Here is a 22534-nt window from a genome sequence, read left to right as displayed (position 1 = left end):
GACCAGGTCTGGAGAAAGCACGCCTCATGCCGACCGTCAGCGAGCCCGGCACGATCCAGTTCTTCGACGGCTACGTCCCCTCGTTGCCGGCCGACACCTACCACGTCGAGGTGAAGCAGGTCGTCTCCGGCGACGGATCGACGCCCACGTACGACATCCAGCAGGAGTTCGTCGTCCAGGCACCGGAGTTCGTCATCGACCGGGGCGTCGTCCGGACCGTCCATCCGCCGGCCGGGTCCTGCGGCGTCTACGGTCAGACGCTTGCCTTCGTCGTGCTCACCGATCCCTGCCTGCCGTGGGAGCGCAGTCTCGTCCCGGGCGACGCGGCCGGCGACACGCCGTGGATGGCGCTGCTGGTCTTCGCCGAGGGGGAGATCCGCCTCCAGGAGGGCACGAACAACCCGGTGTCGACCTGCACGGTGGGGGAGCTGACGGCCGAGGACCCGGACGTGCTCAAACCCGCGTTCCCCCAGGGCTGGTTGTCGGACACCACCCTGGCCTCGCAGTGCCAGACCATCACCGTCACCGGAGACGCCTTCACCGCAGCCGCCCCCCAGACCGGCGACCTGCCCTATCTGGCGCACTGCCGGGCGGTGCCGTCGGCCGCCGAAGGCGAGGCGATGTCGTCGGTGCTGGTGGCGAACCGGCTGGCGGTCGCCGACACCCGGCAGGGCGCCCCCGCGCCCTTGCGCTACCACGCCCACCTGGTCTCCCTGGAGGGGTACGCCGCCTACCTCGGCCCCGGCGGCACCCCCGTCCCGCAGCGGCAGGACGGCAGCGGGCCGAAGGACGTCCGGCTGGTGTCGCTGACCGGCTGGACGTTCGTCTCCCAGCCGCAGACCGGCGAGAGCTTCACCCAGCTGATGCAGGGACTCATCGACAGCCAGGCGGCCACCCCCTCCCTGTCGCTGCCTGCCCCCTTCGTCCTGGGCGTCGACCCGGTCGTGTACGAACGGCTGGGACTCGGCTACGCACCCCTGACCTTCGCCGCCGGGACCGGTGAGACGAGCTACGCCTGGTACCGGGGGCCCTTCACCCCGTTCGTCGCGCAGGAGCTGCCGCCGGTGGGCGACCCGGCGGTCGAGCCGCGCGACGCCACCAGCGCCGACGCCCTGATGATCTACCTGGCGGACGAGGGGCTGTTCGACCTCAGCTACGCGGTGGCGTGGAACATCGGCCGCCAGCTGGCCCTGGCCGACAGCGCGTTCGCCCGGACGGTCAACGGTTACCGCCGGTCGGCCCATGCGGCGCTGGGCAGGCTCTCGCAACGCCTGACCTTCGGCCACTTCTCCCGGTACGACGACCTGACCCCGCTGGCCGCGCCCACGGCGACCCGCCCGCGATTCTCGTCCCTGATCGGCGACGGCCTGGGACGTACGTGGACGCGGGTGCTGGAGTCGGTGCACGACGGCGACCGGCCCCCGGGTCCCGTACGGCGGCGGCCGGTGCCGGCGGGCCGCCGCAGGGCCCTCCATCCGCGTGACGTGCTGGCCCTGCCGGGCGCCGCCGACGCGGTGACGGACAACCTGCACGAGGTCCTGGAGCCGATCGCCAAATGGCTCGCCAGACTCAGCCTGCTGCGCCCGGTGCCGTTCTCGTACCTGGTGCCCGATCCGCGCATGTTGCCGGCGGAGTCGGTCCGCTTCTTCTACGTCGACCAGGGCTGGATCGACGCCGCCGTCGCGGGCGCGCTCAGCCTGGCCGTGCACGGCTCGGCGGACGTGGCCCTCCTGTCGTCCTCCTGGCCGTACCTGCGGCAGGCCGTGGCGCGGCACCGGGTGCGGTTGTCGGGAGGCGCGGTCCAGGCGGAGGGCGACGGCCCCGGCGTGACCGGCATGCTGATCCGCTCCCAGCTCGTCGCCGGCTGGCCGTCCCTCGTGGTCAGCCCGAGCATGGGCGGGGCGCCGCTGCCGGTGATCCGCGACGACTGCCTGTCACCGGCGGTCCGCCTGTCGTTGTTCCAGGGGGTGCCCGACGTGGTCCGGCTGAGCGAGCCGTGCCAGGGGCTGCGCTTCGGCGCCGAGGACGAGGAGATCTACCCGCGCTGCCTCACCCTGCCCGCCGCGACCGGGGCGCAGATCGCCAACGCCACCCCGGTGCCCCTGGCGCCGATGCTGCGGGCACCGGCCGACGGCGCGGTCGGCGGCGTGATCCAGACCGCGGACCTCGCCGCGCGGCTCGAAACCGCGGCCGGGGTCCTGCCCTTCGCCGCCGACGCCGTCGTGCACTGGAACGGCGCCCCGCTGGCCACGACCGTCAGCGGCGGCCAGCTGCGGGCCACCGTGGACGCCACCCTGGTGGCCACCGCCGGGACCGCCGCCGTGACGGTCACGACCGGCGGCGCCACCTCGGCGCCCGTGACCTTCACCATCGACGCCGCGCTGGCCGTGGACGAGCTGGCGCCCGCCCTGACCGGCGCGGGGAGCGGCCCGCTCAAGCTGACGGTGCTGGGGCGCGGCTTCGGCGCCGACGCCGTCGTGCGGTGGAACGGCGACGCGCTCACCACCCAGGTGGTCAGCGTCATGGAGGTGACGGCCGCCGTCCCCGCACAGGAGCTCGCCTCTCCCGGTACCGCCACCGTGACCGTCACCTCGGGCGACGCGACCTCGAACCCGGCCACCTTCACCGTGGCCGGCGCCGGCCCGGCGATCGACAGCCTGGAACCATCCCTGCGACCGGCCGGCTCACCGGGCTTCACCCTGACCGTGCAGGGCTCGGGCTTCACCTCCGGCACCACCGTGCAGTGGAACGGCTCGCCGCTCGTCACCCGGATCGTCGCCGACGGCACGCTCCTGGCGGCGGCCGTGCCGAAGGACCTCATCGCCACCGAGGGCACCGCGTCGGTCACGGCCGGCGCGGACGGGCAGCCGTCCTCACCGGCCGTCTTCACCGTCACGGGGCCCGACCCCACCCTGGGCCTGCTCAGCCCCGCCGTCGCCCTCGCCGGAGGCGCCGGGCTGACCCTGACGGCCGACGGTGTCAACTTCGGCACCGACGCGGCCGTCCACTGGGACGGCACCGCACTGGTCACGACGTGGCACGACGCCGAGCAGGTCACGGCCACCGTGCCGGCGGACCTGCTGACGGCGGGCGGGCAACCGGCCGTCACCGTGGTGTCCGGCGGCGTCACCTCCAACGCCCTGCCGTTCGGCGTCATCACGCCCCAGCCCGTCGTCGGCCTGCTCGAACCCGCCACCGTCGTCGCGGGGACGGCCGGCTTCACCCTGACGGTCACCACCGGCTTCGGCTCGGGGGCCTACGGGCTCCAGGTCGTGCAGGCTCCGAAATCGCAGGACTTCCCGACGCCGAGGAACTCATGAGCGACGCCGTACCCCTTCTCGTGCCCCTGACGGTCGAGGCCCTCGTGGTCAACGACGACGTACGCCTGGATCGCGATCCCACGTCCCGCAAGGCGTTCATGCGTACACAGATGCAGTACGGCGCCCTCCAGGAATGCGTGAGCGGCCAGCCGGTCATCGGCGACAACGACCTCTACTTCACCCGGACCGGCCTCACGGAGTCCGGCGTGCCGACGACGGACTTCTACGACGGCGTCTACCTCAAATGGCGCATGCCGGACGCGCTCACCCGGGGCGCGCACGACCCGGTCACCGGCGTCACCACCTATCCGCCCGTGCCCAACCGCTGGCTGGTCGTCCGCATGAACGGCGCGGAGACGGACCGCCAGGCGAGGGCGTGGATCATCGAGAGCGACTTCGTCTGGAAGACGCCGCCGCCCTCGGGGACGGTCGCCGGCCTGGCCTCGTTCTACGTCGGCGAGCAGCAGAACCTGCCCGAGGCCATCCGCATCGGCCGCAACGTCGAGCTGGGCACCTGGACGGAGAGCGGTGACAGCCTGCACCTGACGGCGGTCGCGCCGGGCAATCCCGCCTTCGCCTTCTACCAGCCCCACAACAACAACGTCTTCTCCTTCGTGGACGTGCTGGCCGACGGGCCGGACGACACGCTGAGCTACCAGGTGCTCGGCTGGTTCTCCGACGCGGGGGACGACCCGCTGGCGGGCGTGGACGCCCAGGACTTCGCCGCGCGGCTCGACGCGCTGGGCTGGACGTTGCAGCCCGGCACGGACCCCACCCTGACCACCCGGACGACCTTCCTGACCGGATCGGTCTGCGGCGTCACCTGGCAGACCGGACAACTCCCGCCAGGAGGAACGCCCGGCGGGACCACGCCGATCGCCGTCAGCGTGGGCAACACGTCGGTGGAGGCGCTGACCGCCCTGGTGGCCACGCAGGCCCAGGCGCTGGCCGACACCTCGGTCGACGCCGACCTGCTGGAGGCGTTCCAGCTCGGGCTGCTCGACGTGCTCGACGAACCGGACGGCGCCGCGATCCTCGCCGAAAGGCTCCAGGCCGGCTTCTTCCAGCGGTTCAGCGGCGGCTACGACTGGACGATCGTCGACGCGCCCGGCAGCACCGAGACCCTCTCACCGGGGGAGAGGGCCCGGGAGTCGGAGTGGCTGGCGAACCTGCGCGCCGACCAGAAAGCGCTCGACGACGCGCTGCGCGAGCTGGCCGCGCTCCAGACCCTGCTGTACACGGCCTGGTGGAAGTACGTCAGCCAGCCCTGGCTCTACACCGGGAAGACCAGCGTCCCGGGACTCCAGGACCAGACGGCTCTGGAATCGCTGATCGACCCCGCCGTGCAGGGGAGCGTCGGACAGCGGACGGCGGCCCAGCTGCGGACGGTGCAGGCGCTGGCCGCCCTCGTGCCGGACGGCGCCACCCCGGAGGCGCTCCAGCAGGCGATCGCCGCATTCTCCGCCCTGCGGGACCTGCCCGCCTCCCGGGTGCTGAAGCGGACGTCCGCCGCCCCCTTCCACCTGCCCAACAACCCGGTGGTGCTGATCAGCGGCGCCGGCGCCGCCGGCATCGTCGGCCCCGGCGGCCCCGCGCTGTGCCGTTTCCCCTCGCAGCTCGTCACGGCCTTCGCCTGCGGCGGCACGACCGTCTCGGCGTCGACCCAGGGCCTGACCATCGCGCAGCCCGGCCTGTCCGGGGTGAGCGGCGCCCCCTGGACGGACGACCTGGTGGCCGGCCTCGTGAACGAGTTCTTCCTCACCGACCCGGCCAACGCGACGGCGATCAGCGCGGTCATCCCCGGCAGCACCCCGGCCGAGGTGCTGACCGCCATGGGGGACCCGGCGAGCTACACCGGCGTCTACCCCGAGGGCGGCGTGCTGACCTGGACCCGGAACCCGTGGCACCCGCTGCTGCTGATGTGGGAGGCCACCTACTACCCGATCGCGTACGGCACCCCGGACGCGCCCAACTGGACCCTCCAGGACGGCGCCTACGTGTGGAACGGCACACCGCAGAGCGTCGAGCAGCCGAGGACGCTGTCCGGCCTCATCCAGCTCAGCTCGACCGCCTCGCTCACCATGGAGTCGCGCATCCAGGCGTTCCTGCGCGACGATCCCTCGCTCGCCCCGCAGGAGGCCGAGGAGTTCGAGGCGCTGCTCGGCTTCGTCCAGACCCAGGACAGCTGGGACCTGCTGTCGCAGTCGCTCGACGGCTTCAACGAGCAGATCCGGCTGGGGATGCCCGGGGTGTTCCTGGGGCCGGGGAGCGCCGCGCCGGCCACGGATCCGCCGCTGCCGGTCCTCATCGGCGGCGCCGACGAGTATCCGCCGTACCTGCCGCTGATCCCGTCGGACGGCGTCCCGGCGAGCCTCTTCCAGCCCTGGCGCGCCGGTCAGTTCGCCTTCGACAACCTGGTGCTGGTCGACGAATGGGGCCAGGCCCTGTGGCCGATCGGGGGGCAGCCGAAGGGTACGGAGATCGTCTACCGCCCGGACGACCTGCTGCCCGTGTACACCTCCGAGCAGGTGCTGTTCACGATCACGGACGGGCAGGCGGAGGCCCCGGCGCCCGCCGACGCTTCGGGGCCGGTCATCACCGGGTTGTCACCGGACCTGATCCAGGCCGGCATGGCGCCCTCCGCGCGGATCCCCGTCACCGTCAGCGGGTCGGGCTTCGGGACCGACAGCGTCGTCCGATGGGACGGCACCGCGCTCACCGCCACGGTCAACGGCGACGACGAGATCGTCTGCTCGGTGCCCGCCACCTTCGTCATGGAGCCGGGCGCCTTCGACGTCACCGTCGAGTCGGGCGGCGTGACCTCGCCGCAGGCGGTCCTCACCGTCTCGGCCGGCCCGGCGATCGGCACGCTCGACCCGTCGTCGGCCGTGGCCGGGTCGGCGGCCTTCACCCTCACGGCGACAGGGGTCGGCTTCGCGCCGCAGTCCATGCTGGCCTGGAACGGCTCACCCCTGCAGACCGCCTACGTCAGCCCCACCGAACTCACCGCGCAGGTCACCGCCGACCTGATCGCGCAGCAGGGCATGGCGTACGTGACCGAGATATTCGGCCACCAGTGCGTGACCGACGACTCGGCCGACTACGTCCAGCTGCCGCCCGCCCTGCTCCAGCCGGCGCGCCTCGACTTCACCCTGTCACCGGCGACGGACGACAGGACGAGGTACGGCGCCGAGGCTGATCCGGTGTGCGGCTGGGTGCTGCCCAACCACCTGGACGCCTCACTGATCGCCTACGACGCGACCGGCACGGCGCTGGGCGAGATGTCCGTCGGCTACGACCTGTCGGACCAGCCGGCGGTCCACTGGGTGGCGCTGCCGGGCAGCCCCTACACCACCCTCCACCAGATCGCCCGCGCCATCCCGCACTTCGGGCCGTTCCTGCTGGCGCTGAAGCGGCAGGAGCCCGCCACGTTCACCGCCTTCCTGGGGGCCGTGGACGAGACCCTGTGGACGACGGCGCCGATGGGGGCCGTGTTCGACCACGATCTCGCCGTACTGATGGGACGGCCCATCGCGATGGTCCGCGCCCGGCTGCGGTTCGAGCTGGACGGCCCGCCCTACGCCGACCCGAGCTGGCAGTACACCTTCGACCCCGCGCCGCCCGTCGTCACCGGCTACGAGTTCCCGATCGAGCTGGGCGACCTCGCCCGCCTCGGCGACGGGCTGATCGGCTACTTCACCGGCGACGACTACACGCACTTCAACGTCGTCCAGCAGGCCGTGCGGACGTCCTCGTCGTACCTCACCCCGATCGGCGTGGACGGCAACTACGTCTACCTGCCCTTCGACAGCACGACGGCGGCGTACGTGTCGATGCTGGTCGACCCGCGGGCCGCCGTCCACGCCACCACGGGCCTGCTGCCGACGGCCCGGGTGGCCCTGCCGCCGCGGTTCGTGACCGACGCCCTGGCCGCCATGGACGTGACCTTCCGCGTCAACGGGGGACTGACCGACCAGACGATCTCCGCGGCCGGGGCGACCACCGTCCTCATGCCGGTCCCCAAGGAGAGGACCGGCACCTGGTCGTGGACCGAGAACGACGCCGGCACCTGGACCAGCTACGCGACCGGCCCGAACGACACCACGGCCCGGCTGCCGACCGTCGCGCCGGTGTTGCGCCGCGGGCTCCTGCAACTGTCCGCGGCGCTGGGCGACCAGGAGCACCCACGGCCGCGTCCCGGCCGGTGAACCGACAGCGAGGAGACCTTCATGCCACCGATCCCCAAGCCCAACGTCTGGATCAACGCCGAGGACGACCCCTCGACGCTGCTGACCTACGCCCTGCAGACGAATCCGGCGCCGCTGGTGGTCAGCGACCCCGACGACCCGCGGCACCAGGCGTCGCTGGAGTTCGTCATCTCGAACCAGACGAGCGAAACGGTGAACGTCGCCGCCATCGTCATCACGTTGTGGCTCGGCTCGGCCGGCACCGACATCACGCCCAGCGTGGACGGGGTCCAGAACATGATCTCCGACACCACGAACTGGATGGTCCTGGGCCCGTTCGTGGGAGAAGTCGCCGCGAACTACCGGCTGGTGCCGGCCGCCGGCGCGACCGTGCCGATGGCTCCGGGCGGGTCGGTCTACCTTCAGCTCTACGAGATGAAGACCGTGCCGGAGGCGGGCACGACCACGATCTCGATCCTGGAGGAGACGGGGGCGCAGCCTCCCTGGAACGACGCCTCCACCGACATCCAGGTCACGACCTTCCCGTACGGGTTCTACTTCAACGGGCTGACCGCCACGACGGAACAGGACGGCTCGCTGGTGCCCGTGTCGCAGGTCGGCTACGGCGACTCGGTGACCCTCGTCTGGAACTGTTCGGTCGTCGACACGGAGAAGGCGTTCACCGTCCACTACTCCAGCGCGGCGGGCCAGGGGACCGTCGAGGAGCTGCGGAACAGCGGTTGGACCTCGCGCAGGCTGTTCTGCGACACGGTCTTCACGGTCGTCGTCGACGTGGTCGGGCCGACCGGGGCGCCCCTGACGGCGGCGATGTCGACGACGGTCGCCGTACAGGATCCCGATCTCGTCGCCACGTCCCTCACGGCGGGAACCGCGACGATCACCGGTGAGGCCACCCTCTCCGGTACGACGACCACCGGCACGCTCCTCGCCGGCGACGTCACGGCGAGCAGCCTCACCTCCACCGGCGCGCTCGACGTCAGCGGGCAGACGGTGCTGGCCGGGGTGGGCATGAGCGCGGCGAACGTCAGCGGGCCGCTCACCGTCAGCGGCCTGGCCACACTGACCGGCGGGCTCGACGCGGCGGGCGGGCAGGTCACCATGCTCGGCCCCCTCGTGACCCTCGCGGCCCCCACCACGACGGCCACCCACGTGAAGGCCGCCACCGACGGTTTCGCCGTCATGCAGATCACCTGGCCGAACACCAAGCCGTCCTGGGCGCAGGGGCGGATCAACCTGTTGGGGCAGTGGTTCGTCGTGGAGGGCGGTGTCATCGTCGCCCCTCCGGGGGGCGGGAGCACCCTCACCACCCCGAACGTGATGACCGTGCCCATTCCCGCCAACACCGACTGGTGGTACGACGGCGCCGCCGTCACGTTCGGCAGCTCCGAGGGCGCGGAACAGGCCGGCGACAGCTCGATCATCCAGCTGTTCTGGTTCCCGCTCGGAAGCGGCTCGATCGGCGACTCCTACGAGATCGTCCCGGTGGACGAGACGACGGAGGCCCCCGGGCCGCCTCTCGCAGATGTCGGCGCCGTGCTCCGGCAACGCGCGGCGCGTGCCCGCAACCTCGTCGACAAACTGTCCCGGGCCTTCGGCCACACCCTGGACGACGGCGTGCGGAACGAGCTGGTCACGCTGTTCTCAGAGGGTTGAGCGCGCCGGAGGCGCCACCCGCACACCGCAAGTTCGTGGCCGTCCTGCGGCAGGCCGGCCACCGACCCGGCGCGGGCGCGGTTGTGATCGCGTTGTTCGTGGTGGCGGTGCTGCGGCCACGGCAACGGAGGCCGAGACGGGGGGCCACGAGAGCAGCGCCGTCCGGCACGCCGCCGTCGCCGATCACGTGGTCAGGAGCGGCGCGGCCTGGCTCAGCACGATCCGGATCGCGGGGCGTCCCGCCATCCGCCTGTGCGTGACCAGCCATCGTACGGGCCTCGCCGACACAGAGGCCGTGGCCGGCGCGCTCGCCGAAGCCCGCAAGAGGGCGCCGATCGCCTGATCGAGCTGCCGATCTGCCTGGCTCGGCCCAGGATGGCAGTGACGGCGACGGCCAGGTGGAGCGCGCCGTGGGCCGGGGCCGAGGACGGCGGCGGTGATGTCCCTCGCGGCGACGGCCCAGCCCTCGGTGGCGCGGCCCTGCACGAGGGCTGGGCCGAGACCGAAGGCCAGGCTGTGCGCCGTCGTGTCATGCGGTGGCCGTACCGGACCGGCCCCCTCCGTCCAGGAGGGTGTTGATCATTTCCTGGAGGCGGTCGCGTCCGAAGTCACCGAGTGCGCCGGTCAGGGTTTGGGCGAGCTTGTCGAAGGGGTCGTCCGTCGGCAGCTCCTTGGCCTTGTCGGTCAGCTCCCGCACGCTCCACAGCCCGTCCTTGTGGATGTGGCCGCCGAGGGACCAGCCCTGGTTTACCGCGACGGTTCCGCCTCGTACCGACAGGACCTGGCCGGTGAACGGGCAGGCCGCACCGGCCAGGTAGGCGGCGACAGGCGCGCAGGCGGCCGGGTGCAGCGGGTCGAACCGGCCCGTCGGCGGCTCCTCGTTCATGGCGGGAACGGCGAGAGTGAGGCGGGTACGGGCCATCGAGGGCGAGATGCAGTTGACCCGCACGCCGTACCGGCCGAGTTCGAGGGCGGCAACGATGGTCAGCGCCGCGACCCCGGCGTTGCCCGCCGCGTAAGACGCTTGCGTGGGCAGGGGGTTGAGCAAGCCGGAGCCGGAGGAGGTGTTGATCACGGCGCGGTCGGCGCGGACCCCGGCCTCGTACCGGTCGCGCCAGTGGCGGGCCGCCCAGCGGGTCACTGCGAAGGTGCCCTTGAGCTTGACGGCCAGGACGTCGTCGAAGTCCTTCTCCGGCAGGTCGGTCAGGCCCATGTTCCGTTCGATGGTCGCGTTGTTGACCACGACGTGCAGGTCCCCGAACGACTCGAGGGCCGTCTCCACCATGCGGCGGGCGCCGTCCCAGTCGGCGACGCTGTCGGTGTTGGCCACGGCGGCTCCGCCGCCGGCGGTGATCTCCTCGACGACCTTCGCGGCCACGTCGCCGTCGCCGCCCGTACCGTCGATGGCGACGCCCGGGTCGTTGACGACGACCTTGGCGCCCTCGGCGGCGAAGAACAACGCCTCCTCCCGGCCGATGCCGCGCCCCGCTCCGGTGATGAGGACCACGCGTCCGTCCAGGCTTCCCATGTTGATCATCCTCCATTGAGTGCAGTCACTGTATTGGTTCAGTGTATGCACAACTGCAGTAGATGAAGTAACATGACTGGCATGGTGGAGAAAGCGGGTCTCCGGGAGCGCAAGAAGCAACGCACCCGGCAGGCGTTGACCGAAGCGGCGATACGCCTGTTCGAGGACAGGGGCTACGACCAGGTGACCGTGGCCGAGATCGCCGACGCCGCGGAGGTGTCCCCCCGCACGTTCTTCCTCCACTTCCAGACCAAGGAGGATGTGCTCCTGGCCAATGCCGACGTGCGCGTCGACCTGGCACTGGAGGTCATCGCCGAGCACCGCGCCGGTGAGCGGCTGCCTGACGTGCTGGTGCGGGTGACGGATCAGATGATCTTCAACGCCTGGGATCACGACCTGCCCAGCGGGCTCGCGGCATTGCGGGCCCGGCTGGCGGCGTCGGAGCCGTCGCTGCAGGCCCGGCTGCTGCAGCGGTACCTCACCGCGCAGGCCGAACTGGCTCCGGCGTTGCAGCGGGCCTTCCCCGACGACCTCGACACGACCATGGCCTCCGCGCTGGTCGGCGCCATGGTGGGCGCGGTCGGCGCGGCCGCGCTGACCGCCCTGCGACGCGGCGACGGACCCGACGAAGTACGGGACGCCATGCGGCAGGCCATGGCCTTGGTGGCGCGATCCGTCACCTGAGCGATGATCACGCTTGATGCGGGCCGCACCGTCTGGGTGACCAGTGGACACCCCTGCTCGCGCAATTGCCGCACGGAGGCATTCGGACCGAGGCCGTATCCCTGACAACCGACGCGCGTGGTCCGGGTCGCCGGTCAGTGATAGGACATGTGATAGACGTACGGGACCGCCCCCTGGTCGAAGCGGACGAAGAACACGTCGACCCGGCCCGGCCCCCAGGACGCGGCGGCTGGGGCGCGCTTCTCGTCGAGGGGCCCGGTGGTGGTGTGGTCCAGCGGTTCGGCAGGACGGTCCCAGCCGTGGCCGCTGGTGTTCCAGCGCCGATCGACCAGGCGCCCTCCGGAGTTGTAGAACACGTGGAGCGACCCGAACCGGTCGGCGACCGCTGCCGGGTCGCAGGTGAGAGAGTCGCCCAGGTCCTCCTCCGCGCCCCGAGCTCCGGCGTCCAGCCACTGGTGCATGAGATGGTTGGCGGGGGATCGGTAGAAGACGTCCAGCCGTCCTTCGCCCCATGATGCGGCCGTGGGCCGCCCCTGCACGGTCCCGCCCCAGTCCTCCTCGCCGGACCAGGCGCCGCCGCTCCAGCGGCGGTGCAGGAGGCGGCTGCCTCCGCTCGCGGTGGTGTAGAACACGTGCAACTGGTCCGACGCGGGCCACCCCACGGCGCAGAGCCCGTTGATCGTTCCCCAGCCCAGGTTCTCGGGCGCCGTCCACGACTGCCCGTTCCACCAGCGATGCCAGGGGCCCGTCCCCGGGTGCGCGTAAAGGAAGTCCAGATGTCCCGGGCCCAGCGAGCTGAGGGCCATCGAGCCGATGGCGGAGGAGTCACCGCTTCCGTCGCCCGGTCCCGCCGGCCCCGGCTGGGACTCGAACGCCGCCCCGGTCCAGGCCACCCTGGCGATCTTCTTGAAGTCCGCGAACGAGCTCCATGCCGCGTCGATGCGGTTCGGCCCCCATGAGACGGCGGTCATCGCCGGTATCGGGACACCGTGGCTCATGGCGATCCCGCGCCGTTCCGACCAGCCCGGCAGGTGCGGCATCGGAGCCGGCGCCGGGACGACCGTCGCCGTCGCCCGTACGTCCGTGAAGGCCCCGTGCGGGGCGATGGTCCGCAACATGTACGTGTAGTCGCCCGGGCCGCCCACGTGGTCGGTGAACCGTCCCGGGTCGGCGGCCCCGGGCGAGCTGAACAACCTCACCTCCGGCCCCAGCCGGACCACGAACAGCTCCCTCACGGCCGCCGCGTCGACGCGGTCCCACGTCAGCTCGACGGCCCCGCCGATGTTCCCGACCGCGCGGAAACGGCCGGCGGGCGGCGGTGGCGGCTCCGCCGGAGCGGTCGCCGAGGGCAGGGTACGCGCCTGGAAGCTGTTGGCCGCGATCACTCCTCCCGGGTACACGCACGCCACGATGAACGTCATCTGACGGTCGCTGGGCAGGTTCGTCCAGGTGTACCGGCCACCCCACCCGCCGACCGAGGGATCGGCCGTGAACACGGCGAGGTCGACGTCGATCGTGACCCGCAGGTCGAACGGGTTCGTCCAGATGCGGTAGCCCAGCGGCGTGTCGCCGTTGGGCACCCAGGTGCTGACGACGCTGTTGGCGTTGCTCGACCACGGGCCGAATGTCGGGGCCACCTGAACCATGACCGTGCTCCCTTCTGTCGGACGACGGACCTACGGCAGGTGGGGCATCGGGGCGGGAGCCGCCAGGTCCGGGATGAGGCTGCGGACCTTGTTGCGTGCGCTCTCGGCCGTGCCGTTGGAGCTGTTGGCGATGACGGCGATGAAGCACTCGGCGTCCCCCTCGGGGACGATCACGATCGTCACGTTCACCTGGTCGTTGCCGCCCAGGACGAAGTACTCGTCGCCGGCCGGGTCGCTCCAGACCTCGTATCCGGCCGTGCTCAGCGCGGTCATCGACTGCGCCCGCGCTGCGGCCCGCGTGTAGCGGCGGCGCATCGTGCCCCAATGCGTGTCCATGGACTCTCCTGCCCGACAGCTGTTGATCTTCTGGAGTCGTTCCAGAACCAGCCTCCGCCGCCGGACGCCGTCCGGCATGAGTAACGCCTACTCATTCGGGCGGCGCCGAGGCCGCGGGCACCCGGCGACAGGCTCACCAGGGTGGACGGGAGCCCACCGTCCCGCGCCGTCCTCAGGCCGCTCGCAGGCCCCACTGCGCGTCGGCGGGCTCTTCGGGATACTGATCTTCATGGCTACCGATCCGGTCCCGCGTGAGGTCAGGTTCGTCAGCAACGAGGTGGAGCTGGCGGGTTCGATGGCGGTTCCCGATCGTGGCGAAGTGGCTCACGGGGTGGTGATGGTCGGCGGGTCCGGGGCGTCGGACAGGGACAACGGCACGTACTTCCCGCCCCTTCGCCGGCACCTGGTGGAGGCCGGTATCGCCGTGCTGTCCTACGACAAACGCGGCGTCGGCTCGTCCACCGGCGACTGGCGCGATGCGACCATGGACGACCTGGCCGGCGACGCCCTCGCTGCGCTGCGATTCCTCCGCGCGCAACCTGGCATGCGGACCGGCGAGGTGGGGCTGTTCGGGCACAGCGAGGGCGGCTGGGTCGTCCTGCGCGCCGCCGCCCGGGCCGGCGCACCTTGGGTGATCACCAACAGCTGCCCGGGGATGACTCCGGCGGCCCAGGATCGGCACGCGTTGGCCAACGCCCTGCGGCGCGGCGCGGCGACCGCGCGGCCGGCCGATGGCGTGCTGGCCTGGTACGACCGGCTCGTCGACGCAGGCCGGAAGGATCTCGGCTTCGCCGAGGTGGCCCCGCTCTTCGACGAAGAGCACGCGTTCACCGGCTTCTGGGGCGACATGGACGAGCGTCTCTGGGAGTTCCAGAAACGCAAGCAGGACCACGATCCCGTCCCGGACACGCTGCGCCTGCGCTGCCCGCACCTGGCAATCTTCGGCGGCGCCGACGCACTGGTCCCCGTCGCCGACCACCGGCTCCAGACGAACGGTGGCACGAGTACGGCGCCGGGCTATCTCGACACCTTGACCAGGTGGATCAAGGGCTGAAGCAGCGGTCAGGGCCGGTGATACGGCGACCTTGTCGCCGGCCACTTCCGGCCAGCGTGGTCGCCTCACCGCCGGCATCGACTCTTCGGCCGTGAACCCGGACGAGCGGATCCACCTGGACGCCGAACAGGCCTACGACGCCCAGGACGGCGGCTACAGCGCGATCATGCGAACCCGCCCGGACACGATCGCCGCGGCGCTGACGGACTCACCGGCAGGGCTGTTGGCCTGGATCGCCGACAAGTACCGCGACTGGAGCGACTGCGAGGGCGACCTCAAGGCCCGGTGGGAGGCCGACGACTTGCTCACCCTGAGCCACGAATCCCTGATGGCAGGCTTCCCCCGGAGCCTGGCCGAACGCGCCTTTCCCAACCTGCGACACTTCGCTCGCCCCGACCACGGCGGACACTTCATGGCCCACGAGGAACCGGACTACCTGGCAGAACAGCTCCGAACCCTCTTCCGGCCCCTGACCTGAACCTGGGTCGGGCAACGACGCCCCATCGCGGCCGGCCCCGTGCCAGGACTGTACCCAGCGGCTGACGAGCCTGTAGATGCCTTGGATGGCGGTAGCCCCAGCCCGGCCTCTGGCTCACTACCGCCACTCGGTGTTCCGACTGCCAGCCTGCTCCACGAACCGGGAGAGGACCCACAGGCACAACTGCAAGAACACCATCAGCACCAGGATGAGCAGCGTCGCGGGGAACGCGACGTGCAACCACGGCGGCGTCCCCACCTGGCCGGACAGCTTCGGCGGTAGATAGATGTGCTGCCAGACGTCGTCCACACCCGAGAACGACGCTGTGTAGGCACTTACGCCGCCCAAACGCGCTGCCTGACAGGCGTTCCAGACAACGACCACGCCCAGGTACAGGCACAGGAGCACTCGAGTGGCGACAAGTAGTCCAAACGCCCACAGCACCAGGACGAGCAGCGTCGCTGAGAACGCGACGTGCAGCCACAGCGGCGTCCCCACCTGGCTGGACAGCTTCGGCGGCACGTAAAAGCATGACCAGACGTCGTCGCTGGTCGAGATCGACGTGAAGTACGCGGTCACATCAGCGAACGCTGCGTCGAAGAATCGCCCGGCAACCCAGGACAGGTACCCTGCCAGCACGATCACTCCAGAGAGCTTCTTGCGGTAGGGAGAGCGGCTGCTGTCCAACGCCCACAGCGCGATCCGCAGAGGTGGCCGCAGCACCCCTCGGACGGCTTTGGCAAAAGAACGGAACCCGTCCGGGCCGGTGATCACGAGCATGAGGGCCAGCGTTACGGGCCTGAGGAGGATCTCCGGCCACGAGCGTCCGGCCTCCCATTGGGCGACCGCACCGATGGCGATGATCGCCCACGCCGCGATGACCAGCGGCCAAGAACGAGCACCACGCCGCCGCAAGTTCCCGACCTTGAGAGCCAGCACGACCGGCGAGACAGCCAGCCATAGCGCCACCACCCACGCCCCAAGGGCTGACTGCCCCAGCCCTCGCGGGGATTCCGCCCAGGCCAGAAAGTCGGTGAGCGAGAGCGCCACCAGCAGCACCGCTCCCACCACGACGGCGGCAGCCTGAGCGGCCGGCCACATCCACCGTGGCCATCTTGGCCTGCTCGGCGATGCCTCGCTCATCGCCGGCCTACTTGGAGCTGCAGGCGCTCGGTGTCATGGACGGCCTGCCGGAAGCTCTGGCCGACGGCCGCCCGCGCCCCACACCGCCACGAGCGCCCGCAGTCCGTTCTCTGCCCCGGGCTCGTCCTCCAACAGGGCGCTCAGCTGCAGCCGCCACGCCGCCACCTGCTCGGCCTGGCCCGCCCCGGTGCAGTAGCGGTCTTGACCACGGCCGTTCCCCCGCCGGCGCCACCGCCGCCAACGCCTCAGTCAACATCCGCGCCCCTCCCTCGGCCTCGGCCCCGCGTCCGACTATCGCCGCGAACATGAGGCGCATTACTTGCCGATAGACGAGCCGATCATCCTGGCCGATGGCAGCCGAGCAACCACGCACGTCACCTCACTCCTCGCCCTCAGCGCGGGCAGCATGGATCCGCGAGCGCCTCGACGCACCCTCTCGCCGATTTCCCACACGGCGCAGCAGCGTGCGATGAGCTACTGCCCCGCCGCCCTCGGCGGCGGCGTCATCGGCACGGAGGGCCAGTGATCAGCGCGTTCGCGCCGCTGCTCGACGATGTCATGGCTGCCTCGTCCGATGGGGTGGCTGGGGGACGAGGACGATGCGGTCCTCGGTCTCGTCGGTCCACGCCTGCGCGACCTGGGGGAGGGGTACGGCGCGGGCCCGCACGTCGATCGCGCCGGCGGTCACCGCTGAGGCCAGTTCGGGCAGCTCGGCGAGGATGTCGCGGGCAGGGACCGAGCCGATGCCGCTGCCGACGATCTGCAGGCGGGCCGAGCGCAGTGCCGCGGACGGGATCGGCGCACTCTGGCCGGCGACCGATCCGATCTGGATCCAGGTCAATGGGACGGCGCGATCGGCGCGGGCGGTGAGCATCGGGATCAAGGCGCCGGCCGCGGGCTCGCCCCACACGTAGTCGATGACCACGTCGACATCGGCCGCGCGGCCGAACTCGTCGAAGGTGATCGTCTCATCGGCTCCGAGGGCGGTCAGCGCTCTCAAGCGGGTGGCGTCACGGCCCGCTGCGATGACGTGGGCGGCGCCGAACAGCTTGGCGATCTGGACCGCCATTCGTCCGGCGTTGCCGGTGGCGCCGAGGACCAGAACGCGCTGACCGGCTCGGAAGTCGACGCGCCGGCGCAGCGCGACCCAGGACGACATGGCCGGGTTCATCGCGGCGGCGATCCGCACGGGGTCGACGCCGTCGGGCAGGATCACGCTGCGACGCGGGTCGATGAGGGTGCGGTCGGCGAACGTGCCCAGAGCTGTGTCGTCCAGGACCACGTAGCGGAGGTTGCCCTCCTTGTCGCGTACGACGCCGTCGACGCCTGGGACGAGCGGGTACATGCCCTTGCCGGAGTAGTGCGAGCCGTTCGCCTTGGCCCTGGTCAGATGGTGCAGACCGGCCGCGAGGACCTCGACGACGAGCTCGTCGCGGCGTTCCGCGGGGTCGGGGTGGTCCTGATAGACCGGCGGAGCACCGGCTTCCGGGATGACGGCAGCATGCATGGAGACCTCCGGGAGATGGTTTGCATTTCCAACTATCTTCAGGATGGTTGGAAATGCAAACCATGTCAACCGGGCCGTGCGATCGACGCCGAATCCGTCGACCCCTGATACGGGATCGAGCGTGAGGCGCCCTCGGGTGACGGCGATGCCGGACGTCCACACTTCGGCATGGTTGGTATTTCCAACCATGCCGGACTAGCATGGCGGCATGACCGTCGCCGACGACGTCATGGACGCCCTCGTCCGGACCACCTTCGAGGTGGCCGGCGTGCTGACCCGCATCGGTGGCGAGCACGACTTGTCGCTCACCCAGCTGCGGGTGCTCGGCATCCTTCGCGACCGCCGCCTCCGCGTCACCGACCTGGCCGCCTACCTCGGTCTGGACAAGTCCACGATGTCCACCCTCATCGCCCGCGCCGAGCGCCGGGGGCTGCTGACGCGCGGCAAGAACCCCGATGACGGCCGGGTCGTCGAGGTGTACATGACCCTGGCCGGGATCGAACTCACCGAGCGCGTGAAGGACGACATCCGGCGGGCCCTGACACCGGCGACCGGTCGGCTGGATCAACAACAGCTCGGTCAGCTCGCCGGCCTGCTCGATGTCGTCTCGGCCCGCCCGTCGCGGGCACACGCCGAACCGGGCCCGACTGCCGCGCGCTGATCACCGAGCGGGGCCACGGCCAGTTACTGCCGTCTGCGACGTTCGCCCGCCGGCAACGCGCGGGGAGCCGGGCCCAGATCCTGGCGGCAGCGGGGACGCCGCCGGGAAGACCGGCTGGCCGGTGAGCAGGGCCGCGGACTGCCGGCCGCGGTGGTGACCGTCGGGCAGCGGGGCGACAGTCCTCGGTCCATCTCGGTGCTGGGCAGAATCGGGGTTGCGCGCGTCTCTGGCGACCGTCCCAGGACCTCGCCGGACCGAGCACTGCGGCGACGATGGTGTCACGTCACACTGTGGGTTCTGCTGGTGGGCATCGGAGCGCCGTACGGCGAGCACGGTAACGAGCGGAGCATGCGCGCATCGGCTGCCGCCGACGGGACCGGGCGCCCGCGCCGGCACCGTGGAGCCGGCGACCCCGTTACGCGCAAGCTCCTACTTCCCTGGCTGGCTGCTGGAACGTGGCCGCCAGGCCGACCAGGCGCTGACCAGCGTGGTGGCCACCAGCCACCTGCTCGGCGTTTTCGACACGGTGAGTGGACAAGCCGGTCGGGCAACTCGGCATGCACGCTCCGCCCGGCGTCGTCGCGGTCACCTCACCCGAGGGCTTCGTCGTGGCCGTCAACGAGGTCGCGCAGGCGTCCGGGGTGTCGGCCGCCACGCCGCAAGCCTCAAAGATCCTTATGAAACACCATCGGCCGCCGGCCGGGCTTCGGGCCGTAGGACCGGCAGCCCGGCCCGCAGCCGGGTTAGGAACTCGTCGACGTCCAGGCATCGGCCCTCCGCGTCGACGACCTCGGGCACGAACGCTTCGACGATGCTGTCCCCGACGGCGAAGTCGGCGTCGTCGTCATCGTCGTAATTGTCCACCCAGCGCCCGTTCGGGGCGTACACGTCCATGGCGTGGTCGTAGTCGATCACCCATGGGGTCTCGACGATCCCGGTCCGCAAAGAGCCGTGGTTGTACCAGCCGTAGACCAGGTGGGTGAAGGCGCCGTCGTGGATGTAGATCTCCGCTTCGCCGCCCTCCAGGGTCTCGGCCTCGGTGCGACCGCCGACGTACAGGCCGGGCCGGTCCCCGTAGAGCGCGATCGGGCCGTTGACCTTCAGGTCGCCGGTGACCACGATCAACTCGACGTCCCCCTTGGCGTCGCCGCCGCGCAGTTCGTTGATGGCGTCCAGGAAATCCCCGTCGAGGGTGAGGTCGCCGTCGCAGAACAGCACCTCGTCGTAGCCGGGCGACGCTCCCGCACCCTCGAACACGGCGGACAACGCGCCGCCCAGGCGGGCATCGGCATCGGCATAGGACAGGGACGCGGGGATGGCGGATATCGGCATGGGGAAGATCGTAGGTCCGTGTACCGACAATCCGGCGCGCGCGACAGGGTTCTGAAACACGGCCTGGACCACATTGAGAGCTTCCTGCACGGTGGCTGACCCGCGCCTTCAATCCCGGCTAGGACACCGCCTGGCCCAGCGCGGAAAGGAGCGCGCCCAGACGGCCGTCCAGCGACCCGCTGAGCTCCAGCACCGGCGTGTCCTCCCAGGCGCCCAACGGGTCGTCATAGACCAGGTCCAGCAGCGCATCATTCACCCGCGAGCGAAGCCCGCGCATCTCCGCAGCCGGCAACACCCGCTCCGTCTCCGCCGTGACCGGCGTAACGACCAGCAGGTCAAGACCCGCAAAGGCGGCCCGAAGCCCCGCGTTTCCGGCCTCGCCCGACGGATCAGCGCCCATCGCGGCCAGGTACGCGAGGTAGTCCAGCGGCGTCCGGTCAAAGACGACCCCGGCCGCCGGCAGCGGCGAGGTCATGCTCCGGACCGAGCGTGCGAGCATGGCCCGGTAGTCCTCCAGGGACGGCGGGAACCCGAACTCGTACCCCTCCTCCTCAAGGAGTAATACGGCTCGTCGACCGCCACGTGGCCCGGCAGGTTCGCACACAGTGACTCGACCAGCGTCGTCTTCCCGGTCCCGTGCGCGCCGGAGATTCCGACTCTCATCCGCGGCTCCCGCTTCCCGTGAAGGCTGCCGCAGCGATTCTACGACCACCCGCGGCGCCTCCGATCGCGCCAAGAGCCCCGGCCAGTGCCGCGATCCAGTCGGCCGGCTTGACTGCGCTCGCCTGCTCGGCAACCGCAGGCTGAGGGCGGGCGCTGAGCGCAGTGACAGTCACCAGGGCCGATGGCGCGACGGCATGCCGGCGGCGACGCTCCAGGTCTGCTTCTTGGGGCGCCCCTTCTCCCACTGGGGGCGCATGCGCAGGATGCCGTCATCCCGGCGAGCTCCCAGCCGCCGGCTGGGTTGAGCCTCTTCCCATCGCGTACGCGAGGCTCCGGCTCGTCGCCGTCGGTGACTCACGTCTTCGCCGCCGGGAGGTCTTCGTATGGGGCGGTTGCGTCGTCATGGGGCTGATGTGGCGGGTGTGGCCCGATTGAGGACACAGTCCTCCTGACCCCATCCGCCCGCGCCGCGATCTAGGACTCTGCCCCGCCCTCTGTCTCACCAGAGGGCAACTCATCCGCTGTGGGAAGCGGTGACTGTTCATCTTTCCTGTTCAGGAAGATGGGGATGGCTGACTGAGCAATGGCTCGGCGTTGCTCCTGGGAGCGGCAGTTCCGCAGAGCGATGCGGAAAGCCCACGCCGCGAGCATCAAGCGCAGCAGCACTGGCAGAGCTAGGACTATTGCAGCAACGGTGAAGCCAGGATTCAGGGCCCTCTGCCCTGCACGCGTGGGCTACTCATGTGGGCAGCGTACTTCTGGATCGCATCGCCGAGAAGCGGTCCAAGAACACCCGCCCGGCAGCATGATGAGAACGACCAGCACGGCCCAGCTCGTGATCAGCCAGATGAGCTCGAACAGCAGCGCCCTGGCCCGTCCGTGGCCGCTCAACGGAAGGCCGGAGGGATCTCACGAGGGCGCCCCCACCCGGCCGGCGTTGATCGTGCCCCCTTGCGTGACCTCGACCACGATCGGCACCCCGTCCGGGACCCGGCCGCGAAGCGCGCCGAGCAGGCCGGAGACCGGCGGCAGGTCGCCCGGCGTCCGTACGCGGATGTGAATCTCGCGGGAGACGACGTCGGCACCGGCGATCGACGAGCCGGGCACCGCGGAGATCCACTCGGTGGCGACCGCCCGCGCCTGTGCGCTCCAGGCGCTCAGCAGGTAACTGACCACGCTGTTGACCGACAGCGGCAGCAGCACCACGACGGCCAGCAGCACCAGCGTGAGCCGAGTGTGGCCGCTGCCACCGGAGCGGGCGACGGACTCGGCCGCGTACCCGGTCGCCGTGAACACCGCGATGCCGCCCAGCACCAGCGCCAGCAGATTGGACAGAAAGAGCACGAGCGCGCCGAGCGTCAGCCAGCCCGCTCCCTGGCCGAGACAGACCCCGGCCACGGCTAGCGGCGGGACCAGGGAGATCGCGATCGCCACGCCCGGCAGCACGGCGGCGACGTCGCGGCGGGCGTGCGCGACGGCTCCGGCCAGCCCGGTGGCGAGCGCGGCCACCAGATCCATCAGCTTGGGGGATGTGCGGGCGGCGATCTGGCTGTTGGCCAGCAGCGCATACGAGGTGGGCAGCAGCAGCGAGAAGACCATCCCGGTGGCGATCACGAGGAGGGCGCCGAAGAACACGAACCCGACCGCGCCCTCCCGGCGGCGCCGTACGATCGCCAGCGCGATGCCCATGATGGGCGTGCCCAGCGGTGCGATGATCATGGCGCCGATCACGGTGGCCGTGGAATCGGTGTGGATGCCGGCCGCGGCGATGATGGCCGACAGGGCGAGCATCGTCCAGAACGCCGATCGTTTCGCGCGCACGTCCCCCGAGGACAGGTCCAGGATTTCGGCCAGTTCCTCCAACGGGCGGCGTTGCGCCGTGGGGAGGAGGCGCTCTTGGAGACGGCTCAGCACGCCGTCACCGGCCGTTTCGACTCCTGCGGGCGGCCAGCGCGCCGATCAGGATCCCGACGACGGTGCACGCCACCAGCGTGACCCACAGCGGGGCGGTCACCACGATCGTGAACAGGCGGATCGTCGCGTCCTGCTGGTTCTGCAGGATGAACGCGACCGCCAGCACCAGCAGCACGAGTGCCAGCCAGACGCGCGGCGGTACCGCCGCGAGACGGCCTTTTGGGCGTTGCTCTGTCAACGAATTCCTCCAGATTTGCGAGCGCGTGTTGTGACCAGGTCTTCGTCAGCGCAACCTTCCACGGAGCCGTGGTTGCCCCACCGGTTGACGCACCAGCGGGTGAGCAGCGCGTACAGGCTCGTGTCATCCCGTGCTGCCCGTCTGCGGGACCTTCGCCTCGGGATCCCAC

General features: G+C 71.0%; 18 protein-coding genes and 1 pseudogene. 10 read left to right on the top strand and 9 right to left on the bottom strand.

The genetic code is table 11. The annotated features are described in order from the left end of the window. Nucleotides 1–26 precede the first annotated feature (26 nt). The 4 genes from ABZ459_RS18460 (at nt 27) to ABZ459_RS18445 (ending at nt 9524) form a co-directional block, all read left to right on the top strand. Nucleotides 27–3320, top strand: coding sequence for an IPT/TIG domain-containing protein (locus ABZ459_RS18460; protein WP_357971454.1), 3294 nt, complete (start codon nt 27–29; stop codon nt 3318–3320). Then, nucleotides 3317–7528: an IPT/TIG domain-containing protein gene (locus tag ABZ459_RS18455; protein WP_357971453.1), complete on the top strand. Its 4212-nt coding sequence runs from the start codon at nt 3317–3319 to the stop codon at nt 7526–7528. Before ABZ459_RS18460 ends, ABZ459_RS18455 begins: the two co-directional genes overlap by 4 nt. A 21-nt stretch (nt 7529–7549) precedes the next feature. Continuing rightward, nucleotides 7550–9181, top strand: coding sequence for a hypothetical protein (locus ABZ459_RS18450; RefSeq protein ID WP_357971452.1), 1632 nt, complete (start codon nt 7550–7552; stop codon nt 9179–9181). 187 nt (nt 9182–9368) lie between these two features. Beyond that, nucleotides 9369–9524 (top strand): hypothetical protein, encoded by a 156-nt coding sequence (locus ABZ459_RS18445; RefSeq protein ID WP_357971451.1) that lies wholly within the window; start codon nt 9369–9371, stop codon nt 9522–9524. A 186-nt stretch (nt 9525–9710) separates the two neighbouring features. Here ABZ459_RS18445 and ABZ459_RS18440 read toward each other — a convergent pair whose 3' ends face one another. Next, nucleotides 9711–10709: an SDR family NAD(P)-dependent oxidoreductase gene (locus ABZ459_RS18440; protein WP_357971450.1), complete on the bottom strand. Its 999-nt coding sequence runs from the start codon at nt 10707–10709 to the stop codon at nt 9711–9713. An 81-nt stretch (nt 10710–10790) separates the two neighbouring features. On the opposite strand from ABZ459_RS18440, the gene ABZ459_RS18435 reads away from it, so the two are divergent. After that, nucleotides 10791–11393, top strand: coding sequence for a helix-turn-helix domain-containing protein (locus tag ABZ459_RS18435; RefSeq protein WP_357971449.1), 603 nt, complete (start codon nt 10791–10793; stop codon nt 11391–11393). Between the two features lie 134 nt (nt 11394–11527). On the opposite strand, the gene ABZ459_RS18430 is transcribed toward ABZ459_RS18435, so the two are convergent. Next, nucleotides 11528–13039, bottom strand: coding sequence for a hypothetical protein (locus ABZ459_RS18430; RefSeq protein WP_357971448.1), 1512 nt, complete (start codon nt 13037–13039; stop codon nt 11528–11530). 30 nt (nt 13040–13069) lie between these two features. After that, nucleotides 13070–13375: a hypothetical protein gene (locus ABZ459_RS18425; RefSeq protein WP_357971447.1), complete on the bottom strand. Its 306-nt coding sequence runs from the start codon at nt 13373–13375 to the stop codon at nt 13070–13072. A gap of 229 nt (nt 13376–13604) precedes the next feature. On the opposite strand from ABZ459_RS18425, the gene ABZ459_RS18420 reads away from it, so the two are divergent. Together ABZ459_RS18420 and ABZ459_RS18415 are read left to right on the top strand one after the other, a co-directional pair. Next, the gene (locus ABZ459_RS18420) at nt 13605–14429 is read left to right on the top strand and encodes an alpha/beta hydrolase (RefSeq protein WP_357971446.1); all 825 of its coding nucleotides are present in this window, start codon (nt 13605–13607) and stop codon (nt 14427–14429) included. 91 nt (nt 14430–14520) lie between these two features. Then, nucleotides 14521–14907, top strand: coding sequence for a hypothetical protein (locus ABZ459_RS18415; RefSeq protein ID WP_357971445.1), 387 nt, complete (start codon nt 14521–14523; stop codon nt 14905–14907). Between the two features lie 117 nt (nt 14908–15024). Here the strand turns inward: ABZ459_RS18415 and ABZ459_RS18410 are convergent, their stop codons facing one another. Next, entirely contained in the window at nt 15025–15966 is a 942-nt protein-coding gene (locus ABZ459_RS18410) for a hypothetical protein (RefSeq protein WP_357971444.1), read from the bottom strand. Nucleotides 15967–16369: 403 nt separating this feature from the next. Between ABZ459_RS18410 and ABZ459_RS18405 the strand changes: the two genes are divergently transcribed. Next, entirely contained in the window at nt 16370–16576 is a 207-nt protein-coding gene (locus ABZ459_RS18405) for a hypothetical protein (protein ID WP_357971443.1), read from the top strand. A 30-nt stretch (nt 16577–16606) separates the two neighbouring features. Here ABZ459_RS18405 and ABZ459_RS18400 read toward each other — a convergent pair whose 3' ends face one another. Continuing rightward, nucleotides 16607–17557, bottom strand: a complete 951-nt coding sequence (locus ABZ459_RS18400) for a zinc-binding alcohol dehydrogenase family protein (protein WP_357971442.1) — start codon at nt 17555–17557, stop codon at nt 16607–16609. A gap of 208 nt (nt 17558–17765) precedes the next feature. Here ABZ459_RS18400 and ABZ459_RS18395 point away from each other — a divergent pair, with 208 nt between their 5' ends. Next, nucleotides 17766–18218, top strand: a complete 453-nt coding sequence (locus tag ABZ459_RS18395; RefSeq protein WP_357971441.1) for a MarR family transcriptional regulator — start codon at nt 17766–17768, stop codon at nt 18216–18218. 385 nt (nt 18219–18603) lie between these two features. Next, nucleotides 18604–18745 (top strand): annotated as a pseudogene (locus ABZ459_RS18390) (transposase); the annotation flags it as partial. Nucleotides 18746–18893: 148 nt separating this feature from the next. Here the strand turns inward: ABZ459_RS18390 and ABZ459_RS18385 are convergent. The 4 genes from ABZ459_RS18385 to ABZ459_RS18370 all read right to left on the bottom strand — a co-directional run bounded on the left by ABZ459_RS18385 (nt 18894) and on the right by ABZ459_RS18370 (nt 22365). Beyond that, complete coding sequence (locus ABZ459_RS18385; protein WP_357971440.1) at nt 18894–19550, bottom strand: hypothetical protein; 657 nt, start codon at nt 19548–19550, stop codon at nt 18894–18896. Between the two features lie 118 nt (nt 19551–19668). Further along, nucleotides 19669–20025, bottom strand: a complete 357-nt coding sequence (locus tag ABZ459_RS18380; protein ID WP_357971439.1) for a hypothetical protein — start codon at nt 20023–20025, stop codon at nt 19669–19671. Between the two features lie 1097 nt (nt 20026–21122). After that, on the bottom strand, nt 21123–22034 hold the full coding sequence (locus tag ABZ459_RS18375) for a DUF389 domain-containing protein (protein ID WP_357971438.1): 912 nt from the start codon (nt 22032–22034) through the stop codon (nt 21123–21125). A 97-nt stretch (nt 22035–22131) separates the two neighbouring features. Then, nucleotides 22132–22365, bottom strand: a complete 234-nt coding sequence (locus tag ABZ459_RS18370; protein ID WP_357971437.1) for a LapA family protein — start codon at nt 22363–22365, stop codon at nt 22132–22134. Nucleotides 22366–22534 lie beyond the last annotated feature (169 nt).

The sequence above is a fragment of the Nonomuraea sp. NPDC005692 genome, assembly GCF_040631115.1.
Taxonomy (GTDB): domain Bacteria; phylum Actinomycetota; class Actinomycetes; order Streptosporangiales; family Streptosporangiaceae; genus Nonomuraea.
Note: the sequence above shows the minus strand (reverse complement) of the source record. Positions and strands in the feature narration are given on the sequence as shown.

Bases quoted from the DNA above. Each gene is read 5' to 3' on its own strand.
- ABZ459_RS18425 (WP_357971447.1), bottom strand. From the start codon at position 13,375: ATGGACACGCATTGGGGCACGATGCGCCGCCGCTACACGCGGGCCGCA.
- ABZ459_RS18395 (WP_357971441.1), top strand. From the start codon at position 17,766: ATGACCGTCGCCGACGACGTCATGGACGCCCTCGTCCGGACCACCTTC.
- ABZ459_RS18400 (WP_357971442.1), bottom strand. From the start codon at position 17,557: ATGCATGCTGCCGTCATCCCGGAAGCCGGTGCTCCGCCGGTCTATCAG.
- ABZ459_RS18460 (WP_357971454.1), top strand. From the start codon at position 27: ATGCCGACCGTCAGCGAGCCCGGCACGATCCAGTTCTTCGACGGCTAC.
- ABZ459_RS18420 (WP_357971446.1), top strand. From the start codon at position 13,605: ATGGCTACCGATCCGGTCCCGCGTGAGGTCAGGTTCGTCAGCAACGAG.
- ABZ459_RS18450 (WP_357971452.1), top strand. From the start codon at position 7,550: ATGCCACCGATCCCCAAGCCCAACGTCTGGATCAACGCCGAGGACGAC.
- ABZ459_RS18385 (WP_357971440.1), bottom strand. From the start codon at position 19,550: ATGCCGATATCCGCCATCCCCGCGTCCCTGTCCTATGCCGATGCCGAT.
- ABZ459_RS18435 (WP_357971449.1), top strand. From the start codon at position 10,791: ATGGTGGAGAAAGCGGGTCTCCGGGAGCGCAAGAAGCAACGCACCCGG.
- ABZ459_RS18430 (WP_357971448.1), bottom strand. From the start codon at position 13,039: ATGGTTCAGGTGGCCCCGACATTCGGCCCGTGGTCGAGCAACGCCAAC.
- ABZ459_RS18380 (WP_357971439.1), bottom strand. From the start codon at position 20,025: ATGACCTCGCCGCTGCCGGCGGCCGGGGTCGTCTTTGACCGGACGCCG.
- ABZ459_RS18440 (WP_357971450.1), bottom strand. From the start codon at position 10,709: ATGGGAAGCCTGGACGGACGCGTGGTCCTCATCACCGGAGCGGGGCGC.
- ABZ459_RS18455 (WP_357971453.1), top strand. From the start codon at position 3,317: ATGAGCGACGCCGTACCCCTTCTCGTGCCCCTGACGGTCGAGGCCCTC.